This is a genomic window from Enterobacter cloacae complex sp. S3 (assembly GCF_014930495.1).
Taxonomy (GTDB): domain Bacteria; phylum Pseudomonadota; class Gammaproteobacteria; order Enterobacterales; family Enterobacteriaceae; genus Enterobacter; species Enterobacter asburiae_B.
Genome location: NZ_JADBRD010000031.1, coordinates 75,976 through 97,871 on the forward strand (window position 1 = coordinate 75,976; position 21,896 = coordinate 97,871).

22 protein-coding genes are annotated in these 21,896 nt (G+C 57.3%); 16 read left to right on the forward strand and 6 right to left on the reverse strand.

Annotation, left to right across the window (positions count from 1 at the left end; genetic code table 11):
• Positions 1-99 precede the first annotated feature (99 nt).
• Positions 100-1,059, forward strand: coding sequence for a hypothetical protein (locus IM317_RS17920; RefSeq protein ID WP_033145626.1), 960 nt, complete (start codon positions 100-102; stop codon positions 1,057-1,059).
• 7 nt (positions 1,060-1,066) lie between these two features.
• On the opposite strand, the gene IM317_RS17925 is transcribed toward IM317_RS17920, so the two are convergent.
• Positions 1,067-1,942 (reverse strand): LysR family transcriptional regulator, encoded by an 876-nt coding sequence (locus tag IM317_RS17925; RefSeq protein WP_033145627.1) that lies wholly within the window; start codon positions 1,940-1,942, stop codon positions 1,067-1,069.
• 110 nt (positions 1,943-2,052) lie between these two features.
• Here IM317_RS17925 and IM317_RS17930 point away from each other — a divergent pair, with 110 nt between their 5' ends.
• From IM317_RS17930 to IM317_RS17985, 12 genes are all read left to right on the forward strand, one after another.
• Positions 2,053-2,904 carry a Vmh family MBL fold metallo-hydrolase gene (locus IM317_RS17930; RefSeq protein WP_033145628.1) on the forward strand — a complete coding sequence of 284 codons (852 nt, stop codon included), beginning with the start codon at positions 2,053-2,055 and terminating at the stop codon, positions 2,902-2,904.
• Between the two features lie 232 nt (positions 2,905-3,136).
• On the forward strand, positions 3,137-3,352 hold the full coding sequence (gene bdm, locus IM317_RS17935) for a biofilm-dependent modulation protein (RefSeq protein WP_023335793.1): 216 nt from the start codon (positions 3,137-3,139) through the stop codon (positions 3,350-3,352).
• Positions 3,353-3,447: 95 nt separating this feature from the next.
• Positions 3,448-3,585: a stationary-phase-induced ribosome-associated protein gene (sra, locus tag IM317_RS17940; protein WP_008501714.1), complete on the forward strand. Its 138-nt coding sequence runs from the start codon at positions 3,448-3,450 to the stop codon at positions 3,583-3,585.
• 176 nt (positions 3,586-3,761) lie between these two features.
• A complete protein-coding gene (locus IM317_RS17945) occupies positions 3,762-5,459 on the forward strand; it encodes an NAD-dependent malic enzyme (RefSeq protein WP_023311897.1) in 1,698 nt (565 codons plus the stop codon).
• Positions 5,460-6,164: 705 nt separating this feature from the next.
• Positions 6,165-7,877: an ABC-F family ATP-binding cassette domain-containing protein gene (locus IM317_RS17950; protein WP_033145629.1), complete on the forward strand. Its 1,713-nt coding sequence runs from the start codon at positions 6,165-6,167 to the stop codon at positions 7,875-7,877.
• Between the two features lie 196 nt (positions 7,878-8,073).
• Entirely contained in the window at positions 8,074-9,084 is a 1,011-nt protein-coding gene (gene adhP, locus IM317_RS17955; protein WP_033145630.1) for an alcohol dehydrogenase AdhP, read from the forward strand.
• Between the two features lie 149 nt (positions 9,085-9,233).
• The gene (locus IM317_RS17960) at positions 9,234-10,853 is read left to right on the forward strand and encodes a TIGR04028 family ABC transporter substrate-binding protein (protein WP_033145631.1); all 1,620 of its coding nucleotides are present in this window, start codon (positions 9,234-9,236) and stop codon (positions 10,851-10,853) included.
• A gap of 10 nt (positions 10,854-10,863) precedes the next feature.
• Positions 10,864-11,808, forward strand: a complete 945-nt coding sequence (locus IM317_RS17965) for an ABC transporter permease (RefSeq protein ID WP_024909556.1) — start codon at positions 10,864-10,866, stop codon at positions 11,806-11,808.
• Positions 11,805-12,653, forward strand: a complete 849-nt coding sequence (locus IM317_RS17970; RefSeq protein WP_033145632.1) for an ABC transporter permease — start codon at positions 11,805-11,807, stop codon at positions 12,651-12,653. Before IM317_RS17965 ends, IM317_RS17970 begins: the two co-directional genes overlap by 4 nt.
• Positions 12,653-14,260, forward strand: a complete 1,608-nt coding sequence (locus IM317_RS17975) for an ABC transporter ATP-binding protein (RefSeq protein WP_033145633.1) — start codon at positions 12,653-12,655, stop codon at positions 14,258-14,260. The genes IM317_RS17970 and IM317_RS17975 overlap by 1 nt, the downstream gene beginning before the upstream one ends.
• Complete coding sequence (locus IM317_RS17980; RefSeq protein ID WP_033145634.1) at positions 14,257-15,246, forward strand: putative FMN-dependent luciferase-like monooxygenase; 990 nt, start codon at positions 14,257-14,259, stop codon at positions 15,244-15,246. Before IM317_RS17975 ends, IM317_RS17980 begins: the two co-directional genes overlap by 4 nt.
• Positions 15,247-15,256: 10 nt before the next feature.
• Entirely contained in the window at positions 15,257-16,348 is a 1,092-nt protein-coding gene (locus tag IM317_RS17985; protein WP_033145635.1) for an alkylhydroperoxidase domain protein, read from the forward strand.
• A 6-nt stretch (positions 16,349-16,354) separates the two neighbouring features.
• Here IM317_RS17985 and araJ read toward each other — a convergent pair whose 3' ends face one another.
• The 3 genes from araJ to IM317_RS18000 form a co-directional block, all read right to left on the reverse strand.
• Positions 16,355-17,530: an MFS transporter AraJ gene (araJ, locus tag IM317_RS17990; RefSeq protein ID WP_033145636.1), complete on the reverse strand. Its 1,176-nt coding sequence runs from the start codon at positions 17,528-17,530 to the stop codon at positions 16,355-16,357.
• 189 nt (positions 17,531-17,719) lie between these two features.
• Positions 17,720-18,226: a YbjP/YqhG family protein gene (locus IM317_RS17995; RefSeq protein WP_033145637.1), complete on the reverse strand. Its 507-nt coding sequence runs from the start codon at positions 18,224-18,226 to the stop codon at positions 17,720-17,722.
• On the reverse strand, positions 18,226-18,594 hold the full coding sequence (locus tag IM317_RS18000) for a hypothetical protein (RefSeq protein ID WP_033145638.1): 369 nt from the start codon (positions 18,592-18,594) through the stop codon (positions 18,226-18,228). Before IM317_RS18000 ends, IM317_RS17995 begins: the two co-directional genes overlap by 1 nt.
• A 261-nt stretch (positions 18,595-18,855) precedes the next feature.
• On the opposite strand from IM317_RS18000, the gene ppk2 reads away from it, so the two are divergent.
• The 3 genes from ppk2 to IM317_RS18015 all read left to right on the forward strand — a co-directional run bounded on the left by ppk2 (position 18,856) and on the right by IM317_RS18015 (position 20,288).
• Entirely contained in the window at positions 18,856-19,674 is an 819-nt protein-coding gene (gene ppk2 / locus IM317_RS18005; RefSeq protein WP_033145639.1) for a polyphosphate kinase 2, read from the forward strand.
• Between the two features lie 102 nt (positions 19,675-19,776).
• Positions 19,777-19,965, forward strand: a complete 189-nt coding sequence (locus tag IM317_RS18010) for a hypothetical protein (RefSeq protein ID WP_033145640.1) — start codon at positions 19,777-19,779, stop codon at positions 19,963-19,965.
• Positions 19,965-20,288 (forward strand): CcdB family protein, encoded by a 324-nt coding sequence (locus tag IM317_RS18015; protein ID WP_033145641.1) that lies wholly within the window; start codon positions 19,965-19,967, stop codon positions 20,286-20,288. The genes IM317_RS18010 and IM317_RS18015 overlap by 1 nt, the downstream gene beginning before the upstream one ends.
• A 71-nt stretch (positions 20,289-20,359) precedes the next feature.
• On the opposite strand, the gene fdnI is transcribed toward IM317_RS18015, so the two are convergent.
• Together fdnI and fdxH are read right to left on the reverse strand one after the other, a co-directional pair.
• Positions 20,360-21,016 carry a formate dehydrogenase-N subunit gamma gene (gene fdnI, locus IM317_RS18020; RefSeq protein ID WP_033145642.1) on the reverse strand — a complete coding sequence of 219 codons (657 nt, stop codon included), beginning with the start codon at positions 21,014-21,016 and terminating at the stop codon, positions 20,360-20,362.
• Positions 21,009-21,893 carry a formate dehydrogenase subunit beta gene (gene fdxH / locus IM317_RS18025; RefSeq protein WP_033145643.1) on the reverse strand — a complete coding sequence of 295 codons (885 nt, stop codon included), beginning with the start codon at positions 21,891-21,893 and terminating at the stop codon, positions 21,009-21,011. Before fdxH ends, fdnI begins: the two co-directional genes overlap by 8 nt.
• Positions 21,894-21,896 lie beyond the last annotated feature (3 nt).

A 21,896-nucleotide genomic window follows, 5' to 3' on the forward strand; every position in this document is an offset into this window, starting at 1 on the left:
GCTTACAAAGGGTTAAGTATAGACTACGCATCTGACCCACCCTGGAACACAGACAATTCCAGGACTTTCACCTGCTGTACCGACAAAAAGGATAATGATATGGCGCTAAAAATCAGGATGGCCGTTGCCGTCACCACGCTGGCTCTGTCGCTCTCTTCACTGGCGAAAACGCCGGAGAACTTTATCTATACCAGCTCGGGCGATCTCGACGCGGCGTTCCCGCTTGTTGCGCGAAGCGATATCGGCGGCGTGCAGATCGTTTACAACTGGCGCCTGCTGGAACCCGAGAAGGACAGCTATGACTTCTCGCGGATTGAACAGGATCTGGCGCGCGTTAAGGCCGCCGGAAAAAAACTCTTTATTCAAATCCAGGATCGTTTCTTTGAGCCGGACGCCCGCTACGTGCCGGACTATCTCATGCGCGACACACAATACGGTGGCGGGATTGCGCCGCAGTTCGATAACCCCGGCGAAGGCAAGCCGGTCGGTTCAGGATGGGTGGCGCGTCAGTGGGATCCTTCCGTGCGCCAGCGCTACCAGGCACTGCTGGCCGCCCTCGCGAAACGCTTTGATGGCAAGGTGTATGGGGTAAACCTGCCCGAAACCGCCATTGATCTCGACGAAAAAAATCCGCCCGCCGGATTTACCTGCGACAGCTATTTCGCGGGTGAAATGGAAAACCTGGCCTTTGCGCGAAAGGCTTTTCAGAAATCTCACGTGGTGCAGTACGTGAACTTCTGGCCGTGCGAATGGGATAATGACCACAACTACATGGGGCGTCTGTTTGCGTATGCCAGCGCTAACAATATCGGCCTGGGTGGGCCGGACATTGTTCCCAACCGCAAGGCCCACATGAAGAACGCCTATCCCTTCTTCCATAAAAATAAACAGACGCTGCCGCTCATCGCCATGGCGGTTCAGGAGCCGACCCTGACCTATAAGGATCCTCAGACCGGAAAACCGTTCACCAAAGCGGAATTTGTCCGCTTCGGCGAAAGTTATCTCGGTGCCGATATTATTTTCTGGAGCACGACGTCTCCCTGGCTAAAGGCGAAGTAATCCTTTCTTATGCCAGGTAGCGCGACAGTTCGTCAAGGAACACGCGCAGCGCGGCAGGCTGGTATTCCCGGGACTGATAAATGCCATGGATGGCAAGCGGTTTCGGCTCAAGCGCCTCCAGTACCGGCACCAGCAATCCCTGGTCCAGCGCGGCAGACGCTTCGCGCTCCGGCAGCATGGCGATACCGCAGTGCTTAATCGCCGCGTCCATCAACAGCGAAGAGATGCTGGCGCTCAGGTTGCCGCTGACGGCCACGCTCAGGCTTTCCCCTTCCGGCGTCAGAAAGTGCCAGGACTGCCCGGCAAAAAAGCTGTAGTGCAGACAGTTGTGCTGCGCTAATTCTTCAGGGCTGACGGGGATACCGTGCTGTGCCAGGTACTCCGGCGAGGCGCAAAGCACCGAGCGACACTCCCCCAGCCGGCGGGCAATCATGCCGGGTTCGGGGTTGTCGGTAATGCGCACGGCGACATCAATGCGCTCTCCCACCAGGCTGACCGGGTGGTTATTCACGTCCAGCTCGATGCGCAGCTGCGGGTAGCGCGAGAGCAGCTCAGGCAGGACCGGCGCAATCAGGTGCATGGCGGTAAAATGGGCGCAGGCCACCCGCAGCGTGCCGGACGGCAGATCTTTCTCCGACTGGCCCTCGATTTCCTGCGAAATCTGCGAGAGCGTCCGCGTTTTTTGCAGCACCTTTTCCCCTGCTGCGGTCAGCGTCAGCTTGCGCGTGGAGCGGTTTACCAGGCGCGTTCCCGCCCACTTCTCCATTTGTTCAAGGTAGCGGCTCACCATCGGTCGGGAAATGCCCAACGCGCGGGCCGCCGCGCTCAAACTGCCCAGCTCGCATATCCGGTTGTAAACCTGAGCGGCGATAACGCGATCCATATAAGCTCCATTTGCTCGATTTATGAAACTAAGCATGTCTTGTTTCAGGAATTCTGGCAAATGAGAATATCCGTACAATAGACACATTCCTGAACAACAGAGACAACAGCATGAAATTCACTCACCTTGCCCTGCTTTCCACCCTTTTCACTCCTGCGGTTTTTGCCGCGCCGTTAACCATTGATACCTATAACCCGCAGGAAAAAGGCATTTTCCCGGTCTCCTCCACGCTGGTTTCCGGCCCGAAAGAGGCGGTGCTGTTTGACGCGCAGTTCAGCGTGAAGGATGGCGAAGCGCTGGTAGAGAAAATTCGCCGCAGCGGTAAAACCCTGAACAAGATTGTGATCACCTCCGGCGATCCGGATTTCTATTTTGGCCTGCAGCCGCTGGTCAAAGCCTTCCCGAATGCCAAAGTGGTGGCCACACAGCATGTGGTTGACCATATTAAAGCCACCAAAGACGCCAAGCTCGCCTTCTGGGGGCCGCAGATGAAGGACGGCGCGCCAACGGAGCTGGTTGTCCCGCAGGTGCTTGCCTCAACCACGTTCATGGTTGACGGGGAAAAGGTCGATATCGAGCAGCCAGACAGCTACGCGGCCTATGTGTGGATCCCGTCAGCAAAAACGATCCTCGGCGGCACCGGGGTAGCCTGGGGTATTCACGTCTGGACAGCAGACACCCAGACGCCAGAAAGCCGCAAGCAGTGGCAGGAAACGCTGGAGAATATGGCCGCGCACAAACCTGAACGCGTGATCCCGGGCCATTACCTGGGCACCCCGCCAGCGGGCACTGGCGCGATTGAGTTTACCCGCGACTATCTGCAGCGCTTTGAAAAGGCTTTAGCCGCGCATAAAGATTCCGCAGGCGTTATCAATACCCTAAAAAAACAGTATCCGGGCCTCGCTGATGAAAGCTCGCTGGAATTAAGCGCCAAAGTGAATACTGGCGAAATGAAGTGGTAATTTAAAAACGGCTCCTGCTATATTTCCGCGATAGCAGGAGCCCCGCCAAAATATCCCCGCCGTTACCCGTCGATATAGCCACACCTTTTAAAAGCGCATAAAAGCATGAACTTATGTCATTTTTATTTCTAAGATGAATCTGAACCACAACCGGGAAAATATTTGCCATTCTGTTTATGAATTAAATTTTTTGCGAGCCGTACCATTAAACAGACAACGACACGGAGGCAGCATGTTTACTTATTACCCGGCTAATACTACAGCAGCACAACCTGAACTCGTTAACGCGATTGCGCAGGGTCTTCACGCCGAGCACGGTGCTGTGACTGAAGATGACATTTTGATGGAACTGACCAAATGGGTGGAATCCACGGATAATGACATCCTCAGTGACATCTACCAGCAGACCATTAACTACGTCGTTAGCGGGCAAAACGCACCCTTGTAAAAACCTGCTAAGCTGGATCTGCAACCTAAGGGGTTACATTTCGTTTGCGTAAGCAAACTGGTCCTTAAAACTATCAACAGGATTGAGGAGTTAACATGAAATCGAACCGTCAGGCACGCCATATTCTGGGACTGAACTACAAGCTTTCAAATCAGCGTAAAGTGGTGATTGAAGGCGACCACGAAACGCAGGTCACCCACGCCACCGGCAGAAAACGCCACGCCGGCAAGTAAGTTCCAGACTGAGATCCAGAACACCATCGGTAATCCCGATGGTGTTTTTGTTTATGTGTTGCGGTAATTAATATTTAGCTCCTTTATAATACCGCCTGACCGCACCCCATCGCACAGGCCAGAAAGATGACAAACAGCAGTGTCAGGGACGGATCTTCATAAAAAGAGTGAGTGACATGGACAACAAACTGAAAAAACATCGTTCCTTATACATCCCATACGCCGGACCGGTTTTACTCGAATTCCCCCTGCTCAACAAAGGCAGCGCCTTCAGCATGGAAGAGCGCAGCAGCTTTAACCTGCTGGGTTTACTGCCCGAAGTGGTTGAAACCATTGAAGAACAGGCGGAGCGCGCGTGGATCCAGTATCAGGGTTTCAAAACCGAAATCGACAAGCACATCTACCTGCGCAACATTCAGGACACCAATGAAACCCTCTTCTATCGCCTGGTGCAGAACCATCTCGAAGAGATGATGCCGGTGATCTACACCCCGACGGTGGGTGCGGCCTGCGAGCGTTTCTCAGAGATCTACCGTCGTTCACGCGGGGTATTCATCTCCTATCAGAACCGTCACAACATGGACGATATTCTGCAGAACGTGCCAAACCACAATATCAAAGTGATTGTGGTGACCGACGGCGAACGTATTCTCGGCCTCGGCGACCAGGGCATTGGCGGGATGGGGATCCCAATCGGTAAACTCTCTCTCTACACCGCCTGCGGCGGCATCAGCCCGGCGTATACCCTGCCGGTGGTGCTGGACGTCGGGACCAACAACCAGCAGTTGCTCAACGATCCGCTCTATATGGGCTGGCGCCATCCGCGCATTACCGACGACGAGTACTATCAGTTTGTCGACGATTTCATTCAGGCCGTGAAGCACCGCTGGCCGGACGTTCTGCTGCAGTTTGAAGACTTCGCGCAGAAAAACGCGATGCCGCTGCTGAACCGCTATCGCGATGAGATCTGCTCCTTTAACGACGACATCCAGGGCACCGCGGCCGTGACCGTGGGTACGCTTATCGCTGCCAGCCGCGCAGCCGGCAGCCAGCTGAGCTACCAGAAAATCGTCTTCCTGGGCGCAGGCTCTGCGGGCTGTGGTATCGCCGAGCAGATCATCGCCCAGACGCAGCGCGAAGGCTTAAGCGAAGAGCTGGCCCGCTCCCGCGTCTTTATGGTTGACCGTTTCGGCCTGCTGACCGACGCTATGCCGAACCTGCTGCCGTTCCAGAACAAGCTGGTGCAGAAGCGCGAGAACCTGAAAAACTGGGATACCGACAACGAAGTCCTTTCCCTGCTGGACGTGGTGCGCAACGTGAAGCCGGATATTCTGATCGGCGTTTCCGGGCAAACCGGTCTCTTCACCGAAGAGATCATTCGCGAGATGCACAAGCACTGCGAGCGCCCTATCGTGATGCCGCTTTCCAACCCGACCTCCCGCGTGGAAGCCACCCCGCAGGACATCATCGCCTGGACCGAAGGTAACGCGCTGGTCGCGACCGGCAGCCCGTTCGACCCGGTGGTGTGGAAGGATAAAACCTATCCGATCGCCCAGTGCAACAACTCTTACATCTTCCCGGGGATTGGTCTGGGCGTGATCGCCTCCGGCGCGTCCCGCATTACCGATGAGATGCTGATGTCGGCGAGCGAAACCCTCGCGGGCTACTCGCCGCTGGTCAACAACGGTGAAGGGCTGGTGCTGCCGGAGCTGAAAGACATTCACAAGGTGTCGCGCGCTATCGCGTTTGCGGTAGGTAAAATGGCGCAGCAGCAGGGCGTGGCGGTGAAAACCTCTGCCGACGCGCTGCAGCAGGCCATCGACGACAACTTCTGGAAACCTGAATACCGCAGCTATCGTCGTACCTCGATTTAATCCGCTCCGACCGGTCCCTCTCCCTTCGGGAGAGGGACTTTCAATAAATTCATTAACCAGTAGCGATTCAGATTCTCGAAGCGAAATGATTAACTTGCAGCCACGCCCTGGTCCGGCTGTAAATCGCCGAGGCGTTTCCTGCAGGCCGGGGCGAGGCGCAGGGATGCGCCGAGAGGGCGGGCTTTACAGGGATGTTACCTCCGCCCATCCCCGATAAGCCGGAAGGAATAAGCCGAGGGCACCGCGAAGCGGCGATTTACCGCCGGGAGCCCGGGTCGCCAGGGTGGTGGCGACTGAGCCACCCTGGCACGTTCACAGGTCATGTCGTTACAGAGTAGCAAGGAACATAAAGTGAACGGAATGACCACTACAGCCGTATGTTCCCCTCACCCTAACCCTCTCCCAAAGGGAGAGGGAATTAGATTCGCCCCCCACTAGCCAAACTCCTTTTCCCCCGCTACACTCCCTTCATCCATTAACCTACTGAATATATAAGGAGGCCAATTATGCTGTACTGTGAAATTTTCAATGTTTCACATACATTTGGTGATCGCACCAGCTCAAGCGTTATCGGTATCGTGCTGCGATAACTTCTGCTTGAGCGAAGACACCAACCCCTGAAATCCCTTCTCTCGGGCTTACTGAGTTATCGTCAGCGATGTTTGACGAGGCATAAACATGCCTGTAACTCTTGGGTAAGCAACAATGAGCACTTTACTCACTGCACAATCTTTACGCGTTGATACGGCGTTTGGCACGCTCTTCGACTCACTCTCCTTTACGCTGAAAAAAGGCGACCGCATTGGCCTGCTGGGCGACAACGGCTGCGGCAAAAGCACGCTGCTGAAGGTGCTGGACGGCACTGACTCCCCCGCCGCCGGAACGGTTTCGCTGGCCGGGCACTGCCTGATGGCGCGCGTGGAACAACATCTTCCGGACGCCATTTTCCCGTTGACCATGCTGGATGCCGTACTCGCACAGCTGCCTTTAGCCGAGCGCGATAGCCTGCGCTGGAAAGCCGAAACGCTGCTGGCAGGCATGGGCTTCACGCCGCAGGATATGGCGCTGCAATCCGCCACGCTGAGCGGCGGGCAGCACACGCGCCTGCTGCTGGCGCGGGCCCTGATTCACGAGCCGGATCTGCTCCTGCTCGATGAACCCAGCAACCACCTTGATTTGCCGACCATGCTCTGGCTGGAACACTTTCTGCAGAACTGGTCAGGCAGCTTCGTGCTGGTCTCGCACGACCGACAGCTGCTGGACGCCGTCACTAACGGCAGCTGGATCCTGCGCGATAAAACGCTGCACTACTTCGCCCTTCCCTGCACGGCCGCCCGCAAGGCGCTTGAAGCAAAGGATGAAAGCGACGCGCAGCGCCACAAGGCGGAGCAAAAGGAGATCGACCGCGTGTCCGCCAGCGCCAAGCGGCTGGCGACCTGGGGCAAGGTTTACGACAACGAAGACCTGGCCCGCAAAGCCAAACAGATGGAAAAACAGGTCGAACGGCTGAAGGAGAGCCAGACGGCGCTCACGGCAGGCAGCCCGTGGACGTTAACCCTGCGCGGCGACGCGCTGCGGGCCGACCGTTTGCTGGAAATGGAGAATCTCGACGTTCCTCCTGCACCTGGCCTGCCGGCGTTATTCAGCATCGAAATGGCGCGGCTAAAAAGCGGCGATCGCGTGGCGATTGTCGGTCGTAACGGCTGCGGCAAATCGTCGCTGATGAGGCTTATCTGGCAACAGTTTGCCGATGAGTCCGCAAACAGCGGGTTGAAAATCCATCCGCGCGTGTCGCCAGGCTATTACGACCAGACGCTTCACCAGCTTGCGGACAACGCCACGCTGCTCGACGCGCTGGAGCCTTTCGCGCCGGATCCGCAGAACCGCAAAATGGCGCTGATAAGCGCGGGTTTCCCGTGGGCGCGTCACGGGCAAACGGTCAGCACGCTCAGCGGCGGCGAGCGCTCGCGCCTGCTGTTCGTTGGCCTGACGCTTGCCCGCTACAGCCTGCTGATGCTGGATGAGCCGACCAACCACCTCGACATGGAAGGCAAAGAGGCGCTGGCGCAAACCCTTCAGCAGTTTGAAGGCGGCGTCCTGCTGGTCAGCCATGATCGTCAGCTAATTAGCCAAAGCTGCAACCGTTTCTGGCTGATTGAAGAGGGAAAGCTGAGCGAGTGGCACGATGCAGAAGCGGTGTTTGAGCGCCTGCGTGAAAGCGCGGGGCTGGCGACATCCACCGCGCCCGCCATTGACGCGGCGACGGTTCAACCCTCGCCGTATGACGATCTGCTCGAACGGCTGGTCGCGCTGGAAACGCTGCTGGAAGACGATCTGGCGCGTAAGCCGAAGCATCAAAAGCCGCAGCTGCAGGCGCAATGGCGTAAAGAGATTGAGGAGATAGAGGCACAGCTGTAAGTCTGCGCCCGGCGAGTCTCTCGTCGGGCCAGTATTTTCCCCCTAAATTATTAGAGGAACGCCGTATTCTTATTCTGAAAATGGATTAAATAATGACATTATGTTGCCGTTGCCTTGCATTACAGCGCCAAACCACTAATCCTTGAGGGGTATTACACCTGCTATGCAGATACTCATCATGAACAAGGAGATACACATGAAGGCTGCTGTTGTCACTCAGGATCATCAGGTCAATATCACCGAAAAAACCTTACGCCCGCTAAAGCACGGGGAAGCCCTGCTGAAGATGGAATGCTGTGGCGTATGCCATACCGATCTCCACGTGAAGAACGGTGATTTCGGCGATAAAACCGGGGTTATCCTGGGCCACGAAGGGATTGGTATCGTAAAAGAAGTCGGCCCCGGCGTGAAGTCGCTGAAAGTCGGCGACCGCGCAAGCGTGGCCTGGTTTTTTGAAGGCTGTGGCCACTGCGAATACTGTAATACCGGCAACGAAACCCTGTGCCGCGACGTGAAAAACGCCGGTTACTCCGTTGACGGCGGCATGGCGGAAGAGTGCATCGTCACCGCGGATTACGCGGTAAAAGTGCCGGATGGTCTGGAATCCGCTGCGGCCAGCAGCATCACCTGCGCCGGCGTTACTACCTACAAAGCGGTGAAGGTGTCCGGAATCAAACCAGGCCAGTGGATTGCGATTTACGGTCTGGGCGGGCTGGGCAACCTCGCGCTGCAATATGCCAAAAACGTCTTTAACGCCAAAGTCATCGCTCTCGACGTTAACGACGAACAGCTGAAGCTGGCGGCCAGCATGGGTGCGGATTTAACCATCAACTCCCGCAGCGAAGACGCCGCGAAAATTGTGCAGGAGAAAACCGGCGGCGCGCATGCCGCAGTCGTCACTGCCGTCGCAAAAGCGGCCTTTAACTCAGCCGTTGACGCCGTGCGTGCCGGTGGCCGCGTGGTCGCGGTTGGCCTGCCGCCGGAAGCGATGAGCCTCGACATTCCGCGTCTGGTGCTGGACGGCATCCAGGTGGTGGGTTCGCTGGTCGGCACCCGTCAGGATCTGCAGGAAGCCTTCCAGTTCGCCGCTGAAGGTAAGGTGGTGCCGAAAGTCACGATGCGTCCAATCGAGGACATCAACGCCATCTTTAAAGAGATGGAACAGGGCCAGATCCGCGGCCGTATGGTGATCGACCTACGTTCATAATCGTTCATCTTTCATTACCGCTCCTCGCTGGGGCGGTTTTTTTATAGCCATTTTCCGGCAATCCTTATCTTAATTCCTTTGTTCCCTTGTTTTCCCCCGCGCCCGATGATGAATCCGACGCTAACAAGAAGATAACAAAGGAATTCACCATGCAAACCCCATTTCGTCTGCCGCTGCTGACGGCGCTGATTCTGGCGACAACCGCAGCCTGGGCCGCAGATGCGCCCGTCAAAGGCGGCACGCTGATTTATCTGGAGCAACAGGCGCACACCAACCTCTATCCGCCTGCCGGTGGCTTTTACCCGAACGGCGGCATTCTGAATCAAATCACCGACAAGCTGACGTGGCAGAACCCAAAGACGCTGCAGGTGGAACCCTGGGTGGCCGAAAGCTGGACCACCAACACCGATAAAACCGAATACACCTTTAAGCTTCGTCCCGGCATCACCTTCTCCGACGGCACGCCGCTGGACGCCAACGCCGTGGCGAAAAACTTTGATACCTACGGTTTAGGCAACAAGGCGCAGCGCCTGCCGGTGTCAGAAGTGATCAATAACTACGATCGCAGCGAAGTCATCGACCCGCTGACCGTGAAGTTCTACTTCAAAAAACCGTCGCCGGGGTTCCTGCAGGGCACCGCCACCATTGGCTCGGGGCTGGTCTCGCTCAGCACGCTGAAGCGCAACTTCGAGGAGCTGGGAGATGCCCGCCACATCATTGGTTCCGGCCCGTTTGTGGTGAAGGACGAGAAGCTGGGTCGTGAAGTGACGCTCGAAGCGCGCAAAGACTACCAGTGGGGGCCGAAAAATCTGGCGCAGCAGGGGCCAGCCAATCTCGACGGCATCAAGTTTATCGTGACCCAGGAAGACAGCGTGCGCGTGGGCGCCCTGCTGGCCGGTCAGGCCGACTTTATTCGCCAGGTACAGGCGTATGACGAAAAGCAGGCGACCGATCGGGGCTATAAGATCTACGCCGCCCCGACGCGCGGGGTGAACGACAGCATCAGCTTCCGCCCGGATAACCCGCTGGTTTCCGATATTCGCGTTCGCCAGGCGCTGCTGCATGCCACCAATGCAAAACAGGTGGTCGAGACCCTCTTCTCGGCCAACTATCCGCAGGCGAAATCCGTGATTGCCGGTTCCGCCGCAGGCTTTGTCGATCTCAGCGACAAATTGACCTTTGACCCGGCAAAAGCCAACCAGCTGCTGGACGACGCGGGCTGGAAAGCAGGCGGCGACGGGATCCGCGCCAAAGACGGCCAACGTCTGGCGCTGACGGTGTATGAATCCCTGCCGCAGCCGCAAAACAAAGAGGTGCTGCAGCTGGTTGCCCAGCAGTGGCGCCAGGTGGGCGTGGCGCTGAGCGTCAAAGCCGGAGACGCAGGCAGCCGCACGCTGGATAACCTTGACCCGCTGAAAACCCCGTTAACCGTCTCCGAAGTGGGCCGCGCCGATCCGGACGTGGTGAAAAGCATGTTCTACCTGGCTAACCGCGACGCGCTGCTGCAAAAAGGCGGATCCAGCGACAAGGTCAAAAACTTCCGTGACGACAGGCTGAATGCGCTGCTGGTGAACATTTCGGCTGAGGTCGACCCGCAAAAACGCCTGCAGCTGACGGGAGACGCCCAGCGCTACCTGCTGGATAACGCCTACGTCATTCCGATTTTCGAGGAGCCGCAGGTCTTCGCCGGTGCGCCGTGGCTGAAAGGCGTCAATTTTGAAGCGGTAGGCCGCCCGTCGTTCTACGGCGCGTGGATTGAGAAACACTGAGGAGCTGACGATGCGCCACGCACTTCTTCAACGCTTTGGGCACGGGCTGCTGGTACTGTGGGCCGCCTTTACCCTCTCGTTCGTGTTGCTCCAGGTGCTGCCGGGCGACGCGGTGCTGATTAAATTTCAGAACCCGGACCTGGGCTTAAGCCCGGCGCAAATCGAGGAGATGCGCGTGGCCTACGGCGCGGACAGCCCGCTGTGGCAACAATACGGCCACACGCTGCTGGCGATGCTGCGCGGGGATTTCGGCTATTCGCTACAGGCCGGCGTGCCGGTCAGCGAGCTGATTGCCAGCAATCTGCCGGATACCCTGAGCCTCGCCCTGCCCGCGTTTGTACTCGCGGTCCTGCTGGCCTTTGCGCTGGCCTTTGCATCGCGTCTGCCGGGTCTGCGCTGGCTGAGCAATACCCTTCAGTCTCTGCCGGTCCTGTTTATCTCCTTACCGACGTTCTGGCTGGGGATTGCCCTCATCCAGCTCTTTTCTTTTCAGCTGCGGCTGATCCCGGTGATTAACCCGACGCCGCTGCAGGGGCTGATCCTGCCGATTGTGACCGTCGCGATCCCGATTTCCGCCCCGCTGGCGCAAATTCTGATGCGCAGTCTGGACCAGGTGGCGACGCAGCCGTTTGTCGCCGTCGCCCGGGCCAAAGGGCTGAGTGAAACCGCCGTCCTGTGGCGTCACGTGACCGGCAACGCCCTGCTGCCGGTCCTGAACATTGCCGGGCTGCTGCTGGGCGAGCTGATTGCCGGGGCGCTGATCACCGAAACCGTTTTTGGCCGCAGCGGGCTCGGGCAGCTGACCCAGCAGGCGGTGAATAATCAGGATATCGCCGTGCTTCAGGCGGTAGTGATGATTTCCGCCCTCGGTTTTGTCCTGATCAATCTGCTGGTGGATCTGCTGATGCCGCTGCTGGATCCCCGTCTGCAAACCGTTACCGGAGGTGCATCATGAGTCTGGTCGATTACGCGGCGGCCGCGCGAAAACGCGTTCCTGCCTGGCAGGGAGTGGAATGGCAACCGGGACTGTGGCTGGCATGGGGGGTGATTATTCTCGCCGCTTTTGCCGCCGTAGCGCCCGGCCTGTTAACCCACTACAGCCCGATTGAGGGCATCGCCGGGGCACAGCGCCTGGCACCGCAGGCCGGTCACTGGCTCGGGACCGATCAGCTTGGCCGCGATGTTTACACGCGTATTGTCTACGGTGCATCACACTCCCTGAGCGCGGCGCTGGCCGCCGTGACGATGGGTCTGGTGGTCGGTACCGGCTTAGGGGTGACTGCCGGAGCGTTCGCCGGACGCGTCGAGTCTCTGCTGATGCGCTTCGTCGACGTGCTGCTGTCCATCCCGTCTCTGCTACTCTCGCTGACGGTGATTATTCTGCTCGGGTTTGGCACCGTTAACGCCGCGATTGCCGTCGGCGTTGCCTCCATTGCCAGCTTCGCCCGCCTCGCGCGCGGTGAAGTGGTGCGCATCCGGCACACGGATTACGTCGAGGCGGCGTTTGGCAGCGGCGGGACGTTTTTCGCCGTGCTGTGGCGACACATCCTGCCCAACGCGTTAACCGCCGTCCTCGCCTTTGCCACGCTGCAGTTTGGTCAGGCCATCCTGGCGCTCTCCACGCTGAGCTTTCTCGGCTACGGCACCCCGCCGCCCGTGCCGGAATGGGGCTTACTGATTGCCGAAGGCCGTAACTATCTCTCTACCGCCTGGTGGCTCACCACCTTCCCCGGCGTGGTCGTCATCGCCGTGGTGCTGGCCACCAACCGCATCAGCCAACAGTTCAGCGGAGGTCGCTAATGACCGTGCTCTCAGTAGAAAATTTGACGATCAGCTACCGTACCGCTCGCCAGTGGCGAGAAGTGGTGCATAACGTCAGCTTCACGCTCGGACGGGGGGAAATGCTGGCGTTCGTCGGCGAATCCGGGTCCGGCAAGACGACCACGGCGCAGGCGATCATTGGCCTGCTGGCCGATAACGCCCGGCGCGATGCGGGAAAAATATCGCTCAACGGCGAGGAGATTAGCCGATGGTCCGCAAAGAGTCTCGATACCCTTCGCGGGGCGCGAATAAGCCTGGTTCCGCAGGATCCGGGTAATTCGCTCAACCCGGTGAAAACCATCGGTGTGCAGGTCGGAGAAATTATTCAGCTCCACCAGAAGGTGACCCGCGCCGAGCGCGACGAGCAGGTGCTCGCCCTGCTGACAAAGGTCGGCCTGAGCCATCCCGAACAGCGCATGACGCAGTATCCCCATCAGCTCTCCGGCGGGATGAAACAGCGCGTGCTGATTGCCATCGCGATAGCGCTGCGCCCGGACGTGATCGTTGCCGATGAGCCCACCAGCGCGCTGGATGTGACGGTGCAAAAACGTATTCTCGATCTGCTGGATATCCTGCGCCGGGAGTCGGGTACCGCCGTTCTGTTTGTCACCCACGATCTGGCGCTGGCCGCACAGCGCGCGGACAGGCTGCTGGTGTTTCGCGATGGCGAGGTTCAGGAACAGGGCAACACCGCCGATATCGTCCGCACGCCGCAGCACGCCTACACCCGCCAGCTGTTGAGCGATCTCCAGGGCCAGCGCCTGACCATCGCCCCGGTAGCCGGTCTCCCGCTCGCGTCGCCGGCCATTCGCGCCCGCGCCATCAGCAAGCAATTCTCCCTGGGCAAAGGTCATCAGCTTCAGGCGCTGGATCGGGTGACGTTTGACGTCAGGCGCGGCAGCACGCATGCGCTGGTCGGTGAATCCGGCTCCGGGAAAACCACCCTCGCCCGTATTTTGCTGGGTTTTGAACAGGCCGACAGCGGACAGGTCATCATTGATGATATTGATGCCACCGCGCTCAGCCGCGAGGCCCGCCGTCAGCTGCGCCAGAAGATCCAGTTCGTCTACCAGAACCCGTTTGCCTCTCTCGACCCGCGACAGACGCTGTTCGAGATCATTGAGGAGCCCCTGAAGAACTTTTCTCGACTCAGTAAGGCGCAGCGAAAGCTCCGGGTGGAGACGGTGGCGCAGCGGGTTGCCCTGCCCGTCGAATTCCTGACCCGCACCGCCCGGGAGCTTTCAGGCGGACAGCGCCAGCGCGTTGCCATTGCCCGGGCGCTGATCCTGGAGCCGACCATTCTGGTGCTGGACGAAGCCACCTCCGCGCTGGACGTCACCGTGCAGGCGCAGATCCTGGCTCTGCTTCAGCAGCTGCAGCAGCAGCTGGGATTGACCTACCTCTTTATCACGCACGATCTGTCAACCGTCCGCCGGATCGCTCACAGCGTCACGGTGCTTCGCGGCGGTCAGGTGGTCGAACAGGGCGACGTCGGAACCTTATTCGCGTCGCCGCAGAACGACTATACCCGCGAGCTGATTGACGCCATTCCCCATTTTTCACCCGCTACGGAGGAGTTCGCATGACGCGAAAACGCCTGGGATTTTTCACCCGCCTGCTCGACGACGCTGCGCCGAAGGAGCGCTATCGTCTGGCAACTGAACAGATCCGCCACGCCGAACGCCACGGTTTTGACAGCGCCTGGATTGCCCAGCACCACTTCCACGAAAGTGAAGGCGGCCTGCCGTCGCCGCTGCTGTTTCTGGCGCACGTAGCCGCGCATACCGAAACCATCCGGCTGGGCACGGCCATCATCACCCTGCCGATGGAAAACCCGCTGCGCGTCGCCGAAGATGCCGCCGTGCTCGATTTACTCGCCGATGGTCGTCTTGAGGTCGGTTTTGGTTCGGGCGGCACACCGACCTCATTTCTGCCGTTCGGCCTGACGTTCGAGGAGCGCGGCGCGGCGTTTGCTGACCATTTGCATGTTATCCAAAGCGCCTGGCGCGGGGATTCGCTGACCCATCCGGATAACCACCTTTACCCGCCTGCGCCACAGCTTGCCGACCGTATCTGGATTGCCACCTTCTCTGTTGACGGAGCCGTTCGCGCCGCCCGGGCCGGACACGGTTTAATGCTCTCCCGCACGCAGCCGCGCCCGGCAGATCGGCTGGATTTAACGCTCGACGAGATCCAGAACCCGATTGTGGATGCCTACCTTGAGGCGCTGCCTGCGGGCATCGCACCGCGCATTCTGGCCTCCCGTACGGCGTTCGTCGCCGACAGCGACGACTATGCGCTCAGGGTCGCAACGCCGGGCCTCACGAAACAGGCCCAGCAGCATCGCGCTGCCGGGCACGTGGTTAAAGGTGACAACGTCACCGATTATCGCCGCCAGTTTGACGCCCATATTGGTTCGCCCGATACGGTGCTGCATTCGCTGAATGCCGACTCCATTCTCAGGCGCGCCACGGATATCTCATTCCAGGTCCATTCGGTCGAACCCACGCATCGCGACACGCTGCGGTCCATCGAACTGATCGCCGAACGTATTGCCCCCCACATCCTTTGAGGAGACACCTATGTCGTTAAGTCAGGACATTCTCGCCGAGCTGGCGGAAATTAAACCCGGTTCCCCTCTGGCAGAGGCGCGCGCCACGCGTGATGCCGCCACGCGCCACGCGCAGGGCAGCTACGAAATTCTCTTTAGCCAGCAGAATGCTGATTTTGCACTCGACGAGCGCTTCGCCGTGGCGGCAAAAGTCGCCAGGTGGCACAGCGCGGAGGCGCTGGCCGCGCACTATGCGGGGTTTGGCCTGGCCGATCCCACCTCAGAACGCCTGACCCCGGCGCTGAACTTCGCGCGCCTGCTGACGTTCTCCCCCGTCGAAGCGACGCCCGCAGCGTTAAAGGCGCTGACCCAGGCGGGATGGAGCAAGGAAGGCATTGTTACCCTGGCGCAGCTTATTGCGTTTGTGAGCTTCCAGAGCCGACTCATCACCGGGCTGCGGCTGCTGAATGACAGGCCCGTCGCCAAAAGCGATGCGCCGGTGGCGGCAGGCATCTGGCACACGACCGCAACAACGGTCACCGGAAAGGCGGCCCCCGTCGCGTTCACCCAGCAGGAGCTGGGATGGGAACCGTGGATAGCGGCCAAACCGCTGGCGGATTTCCGTGACGATGAGGTTGCCATCCTGGCGAAATTTGGCCATACCGATTCCGAGTACTTCCGCCTGCTGGCGCGCAACCTGCCGGTGCTTGAACAGCGCACGTTAACGGATAAAGGCATTTTTTATACATCGGGGGGATTGCCGCGCGCCGAGCGCGAGCTGGCCGCAACGGTCGCCAGTAAAATCAACGGCTGCATTTACTGCGCATCTGTCCATGCGCGTAAAGCCAGCCAGCTGTCAAAGGATGACGCGGCGGTAGAAGCCCTGCTGGCCGTGAGGCCGGGGCAGTCCCTGAGCGAGGGGCAATCCGCACGCTGGCAGGCGGAAATCGATTTTGCGGCGGCGCTGTCGGTCACGCCGCCTGCCGCCACGCCGCTGCACCTTGCCGCGCTGGAAAAAGAGGGGCTGGATACCTTAGCGCAGCTCGATCTGGTGCAATCCGCCGCGTTCTTCGCCTGGGCCAACCGCCTGATGCTGACCCTGGGTGAGCCCTGGCTTGCCTGAAGCCTGTCAGGCTAGCGCGCGAGCGTTAGCCTGAGCCCGTCTGGCCCGCAGGTGACCGTAGATCAGCAGTGCACTCATGGCTGAGAAAGAGAGTATTGCCGCCGGCAGCGTGACGTAACGCCAGCTAAAGCCGAGGACAATCATCATTCCGCCAAAGTACGCGCCAATCGCACTGCCGAGATTAAACGCCATCTGTCCCCCTGCCGCCCCCAGCATCTCACCGCCCTTCGCATTTTGCAGAAGCAGAATTTGTAGCGGCGCAGAGAGCGCGAACAGCCCGGCACAGCAGATAAAGCCCATGATCAGCGAGGCCGTTTTCAGTTCACCAAAGGCGAAAAGCAGCAGCAGCGAGGCGACAATCACCATGTCGGTGGTGGCCGCAATGCGCAGCGGGCTAAAACGCCCCGAGAGCTTACCGCTCAACAGATTGCCCAACACCATGCCAAGCCCCATCAGCATCATGATGGCCGTCATCATCCCTTCTGAATAACCGGAGACGTTGACCATAAACGGCTTAACGAAGCTGAACCACGCGAACACCCCGGCGTTGCCAAACATGGTGGCGGCAAAGATCAGCCAGGGTTCTGGTTTTTTCAGAAAGTGGAACTGCTCGGTTAATTTGATTTCTGATGTGTCGCGGATGTCCGGCACCCAGAGCAGAACCGAAAGGATCACCAGCGCATCGAACACGGCAATCAGAAAAAAGGTATAGCGCCAGCTAAACTGGTGCCCGAGCCAGGTCCCCAGCGGAACGCCCATCAGGTTGGCCACGGTCATACCGGCGATCATCCCAGCCACCGCGACCGTCACCTTACCCGGAGGCGCAATTTTAGACAGGATAATCGCCCCGACGCCAAAAATAGCCCCGTGCGGAAAGCCGGAAATCAGCCGCCCCACCGCCAGCCAGAAATAGGACGTGGAAAACGTAAACAGGGCATTGCCGACAGCGGACATCGCCACCAGAAACAGCAGCGTGGTCTTTAACGAAAACTTGCCTGAGAACAGCGCCACAATCGGGGCGCCAATCACCACGCCGAACGCATAAAACGAGATCATATTCCCGGCGGAGGGAATCGAAATACCGGTGTCATGTGCCAGCTCGGTTAACACGCCCATAATGCCAAATTCGGCCATTCCGAGGCCAAATGTGCCAAGCGCCAACGAAAAAATTGTCTTTTTCATACTTCAACCACTGGTTAATCACACGCGACGGACATTATTGAATAATCTTGTATGGTGAGCCAGTTCAAATCCGTTGGCTGGCAGGTTAATCCATTAATTCAGGAGTTTTCTCCAATTGCTACGCGGCGGGAATGGCAAACAAAAAGCCCCGACTGGTGTCAGGGCTACAAAGGTTTTAAGGTTTAGCTTTTACAGTTCGCTTTCTGCCGCTGATTTAGCGCGTGTAATAGCGCCAGCATTGAAAATAGGGTGCTCGTGATTGTTCGTTATGTCACGAACGCGGTAGATTTTCCATGCATCACCTTCACGACGAAGAAAGACTTCAAGATGTATGCTTCTTCCATCACCCGCCCCCTCAATGACCTGGACTACTTCACCGTTTAAAAATGGCCTTGCGTTTCCCACTCGTAACGCAGGTATCCAATCGCGAGAGTAATCCTGGGTATACGTAAAATAATCAGATTCGATTAACTCTTGTTCAGAGATTTCCTGAATGGCGCTAATGCGAGCAATAGTATCAGCAGAAACATATTTACGCAGTGCGTCGGCAGGATAAGGCCTGGCTTCATCGCTGCCGAATGCGGAAAGATAGGATTTATAAAATGATTCGGTAGCGTCTTGCGCGCTCTGATCTTGACGGGCAGCCGAACTACATCCCACCAGCAGCATAACGAATGATAAAAATATCCTTTTCATCAGTGCATCCTGTAAATTTTAAAGGATGGTTGCATTTTGCGGTACCCAGGCCCCGGATACATGCTTTTTTGAACAAAGTCAGAAATCCACTGCGTACCGTCATACATAGTCATGTGACCTATGCCATTTCCGCCAGGATACGGCTGTATCACAGCCACATCGCCAGAAATTAAAGTAGAGCCGGGCGGCAGCTCACTGAACCCAGCACGTAATAACTGCGCCCCATAATCTTTTGCATAATCTGTGTTCGGCACCTTAACGCCTCCAGCCAGAATGGCCAGGCGGGTAAACTTCGCACATTCACTATGAGAGTGCCCCAGAGCGTGTGAACGGAGATACGAAACCGCAGCTTCTTTATTCCAACTCATTCTTAGTTCCTTTAAGTAAATAAGAACGAAATTATCACGATAACCACATTTAGCGCGTGGGATTAAACGTGCTGATTTTTCGCATCCGTGACGTTCTAAAAGGGGAACGGGTGCTAAGCACCTTCGTGAATACCTAAGTAACTGCTTGAAAAAGTGTTGTTAAATTAATTACCTAAAAACAATACGTATAATATCAGGTGGATTACACTTCATAGTGCGGCCTCGCTTTTTTCCGCGCCGGACAATCTGAGGATGACCATCATGGGAAGCAAAAAGAAAACCAGTGTCGCTGTTGATGTCGTAAAGAATGCTCCGTTAAAGACCAAAGAGTACGAACAAGAGCTACGTCGCCTCCACGTTGAACTGGTTAAGCTCCAGCAGTGGGTCGTCGCCAAAGGGCTAAAGGTGTGTATTGTTTTTGAAGGACGCGACGGAGCGGGTAAAGGCGGCACCATTAAAGCGATTACCGAGCGCGTCAGCCCTCGCGTGTTTCGCGTTGTTGCCCTCCCTGCACCCACCGAGAAAGAGAAAACCCAGCTCTATTTTCAGCGTTATGTTCCCCATCTACCTGCCGCCGGGGAGATCGTCATTTTCGACCGCAGCTGGTACAACCGCGCGGGCGTCGAGCGGGTAATGGGATTCTGCACCCCCGAGCAGGTTGAAAAGTTTCTAGATGGTGCGCCGGTGATGGAAAAAGCGATGGTGGATGCCGGGATTATCCTGCTGAAATACTGGCTGGAGGTCACGCCTAAAGAGCAGGAGCGCCGCCTGCGCGACCGTATTAACGATGGTCGTAAAATCTGGAAGCTATCGCCGATGGATATTAAATCCTTTAACCTGTGGGACGAGTATACCCTCGCGCGCGACGCCATGTTTGAAGCGACAGATACCGCCTGGGCGCCGTGGTTTGTAGCACGTTCAGAAGATAAAAAACGCGTGCGTCTGAATATTATTTCTCACCTGCTCACCCAAATCCCCTATAAAGAAATTCACGTCGAAAAAGTGGATTTACCGAAACGTAAAATTGGTAAAGTCAAACCCACAAAATATCCGTTCCGGTATGTGGAGGAGCGGTTCTGAAATTACTGGATTACGCCTCGCAGAATGTAGATTACCAGGGGATACGGTATTGTTTTTTGTTGGCTGCGGTTGATAATGACCGCACCAACAAAGGAGATACTGATGACATACCCAGCAGAGCACACCCCCACCCAACGCATAAAATCGGCAAAACCGTCGAGCAACACCGCACCAGACTCCGCTGACCCGCGTCAGCCATCAGAAGCGGATCGTTCATTTATTCGCTCTATGAATGAGTTTGTCGAAAAAAATGGAACCATTACTGATGATGAGTTTTTCAGGGTGCTTTAATGCTGAGACAATTTAATGTTTTCCGAAATACATCTGCGGCCACCCGGGATAAGCTTCCCTATTATATGCTCATTCAGGATGATTGTTATGATGATCTTGCCACGCGCGTCATTGTGCCGCTCGCGAGAAATAATAAATTACCGTTATGGCAGAGCCATCTGGCTCCAGGCGTAAATATCGATTTTGAAACATTTCTGATTTATTCTCCAATGATAACCAGCCTTAACAATAACAAAATAAATCCTAAAGACTTTGTTTGTAACTTACGCAACGCACGTCATGACGTTATAGCGGCAGTTGATCGTTTATTGACTAATACATGACGCCAGCCGGTCAGGCATTTGCCCTGTCTGCGCAAACTCAGCGCCGCCGGGCAAAGCCGACGGCGCAGGTCTTACTTCATTCCTTCCGTGCTTTCCCGTTTCGCTTCCAGTCGTTCCACTTCACGATACCAGCGCGGGTGGTGTTTCTGCGCCCAGCGGCGGCTCACCTTCCCTTCAATCATCCCTTTAATCGATCCCTTTACCCAGAACGCCATATACATATGGATCAGGATGGCGTGGATCAGAATGATGGCCGAGGTGGCGTGGATCAGCAGCGCGTAGCGAATCACCTGAATCGGAAAATAGTGCGCAAAATACGGACGCCAGATAATCACGCCGGTCACCAGCAGCACAAAAATCATGCTCATGATGGTCCAGAACATCATCTTCTGCCCGGCGTTGTATTTTCCCACCTTCGCGACCTTATGCTCGTTGCCCTTCAGGACTTCGACGATCCCTTTCACCCACGGGATATCCTGCTTGTCCGGGATGTTGTGGTGGACAAAGCGCACGAACATAAACATCAGCACCACGAAAATCAGCACGCCAAAGAACGGATGCAGAATGCGCCCCATCTGCGGCGTGCCGAAGGTTTCGGTCAGCCACTGCAGCGTCGGGAAGAAGAACGAAATCCCCGACACCGCCACCAGGAAGAAGCAAATCACGACCGTCCAGTGACAGGCGCGGTCAACAAACTTCGTGCGCACGATCGTTTTCGACTTACTCATGATGCTCCTCCTCGTCCTCATCCACCTCTTTGTTTGGCCCGATACCGATGTAGTGATAAATCAGCCCGGCAAAGGTGGCGATAAAGCCCGCCGCCGAGAGCGGCTTAAGCGCCCCTTTCCACAGGTTGATGGAGGTATCGATCGCCGGCTCCTTCGGCAGGTTGTGGTACAGCTCCGGCTGGTCGTTATGGTGCAGCACATACATCACGTGCGTACCGCCCACGCCCGGCGGGTTATAAATGCCCGCATTCTCGTAGCCGCGCGCTTTCAGCTTGTCCACGCGCTGTTGCGCCACGTCCAGCATCTCTTTTTTGGTGCCGAAGTGGATCGCCCCGGTCGGACAGGTTTTCACGCACGCAGGCTCCTGCCCGACGCTGACGCGGTCCACGCACAGGGTGCATTTATATACCCGGTTATCCTCTTTATTGAGGCGCGGGATATTAAACGGACAGCCCGCGATGCAGTATCCGCAGCCGATACAGTTGTCCTGCTGGAAGTCGACGATCCCGTTGGCGTACTGGATAATTGCGCCGGCAGACGGGCACGCCTTCAGGCAGCCCGGATCTTCACAGTGCATACAGCCGTCTTTACGGATGAGCCATTCCAGCCTGCCGTTCTGGTCGGTTTCGCTAAAGCGCATCACCGTCCAGGATTTGGCGCTCAGATCCGCCGGATTGTCGTAGACCCCCACGCAGTGCCCCACCTCGTCGCGGATATCGTTCCACTCCGAGCAGGCCACCTGGCAGGCCTTACAGCCCACGCAGGAGGAGACGTCGATAAGCTTGGCGACCTCTGCCTTGTAGTCCCGCGCGCGGGGCGCGGGGGTAATCGGGTTGGTCGCGGAGCGTTTGATAACGTCTTGTGTTTCCATCGCCATTTA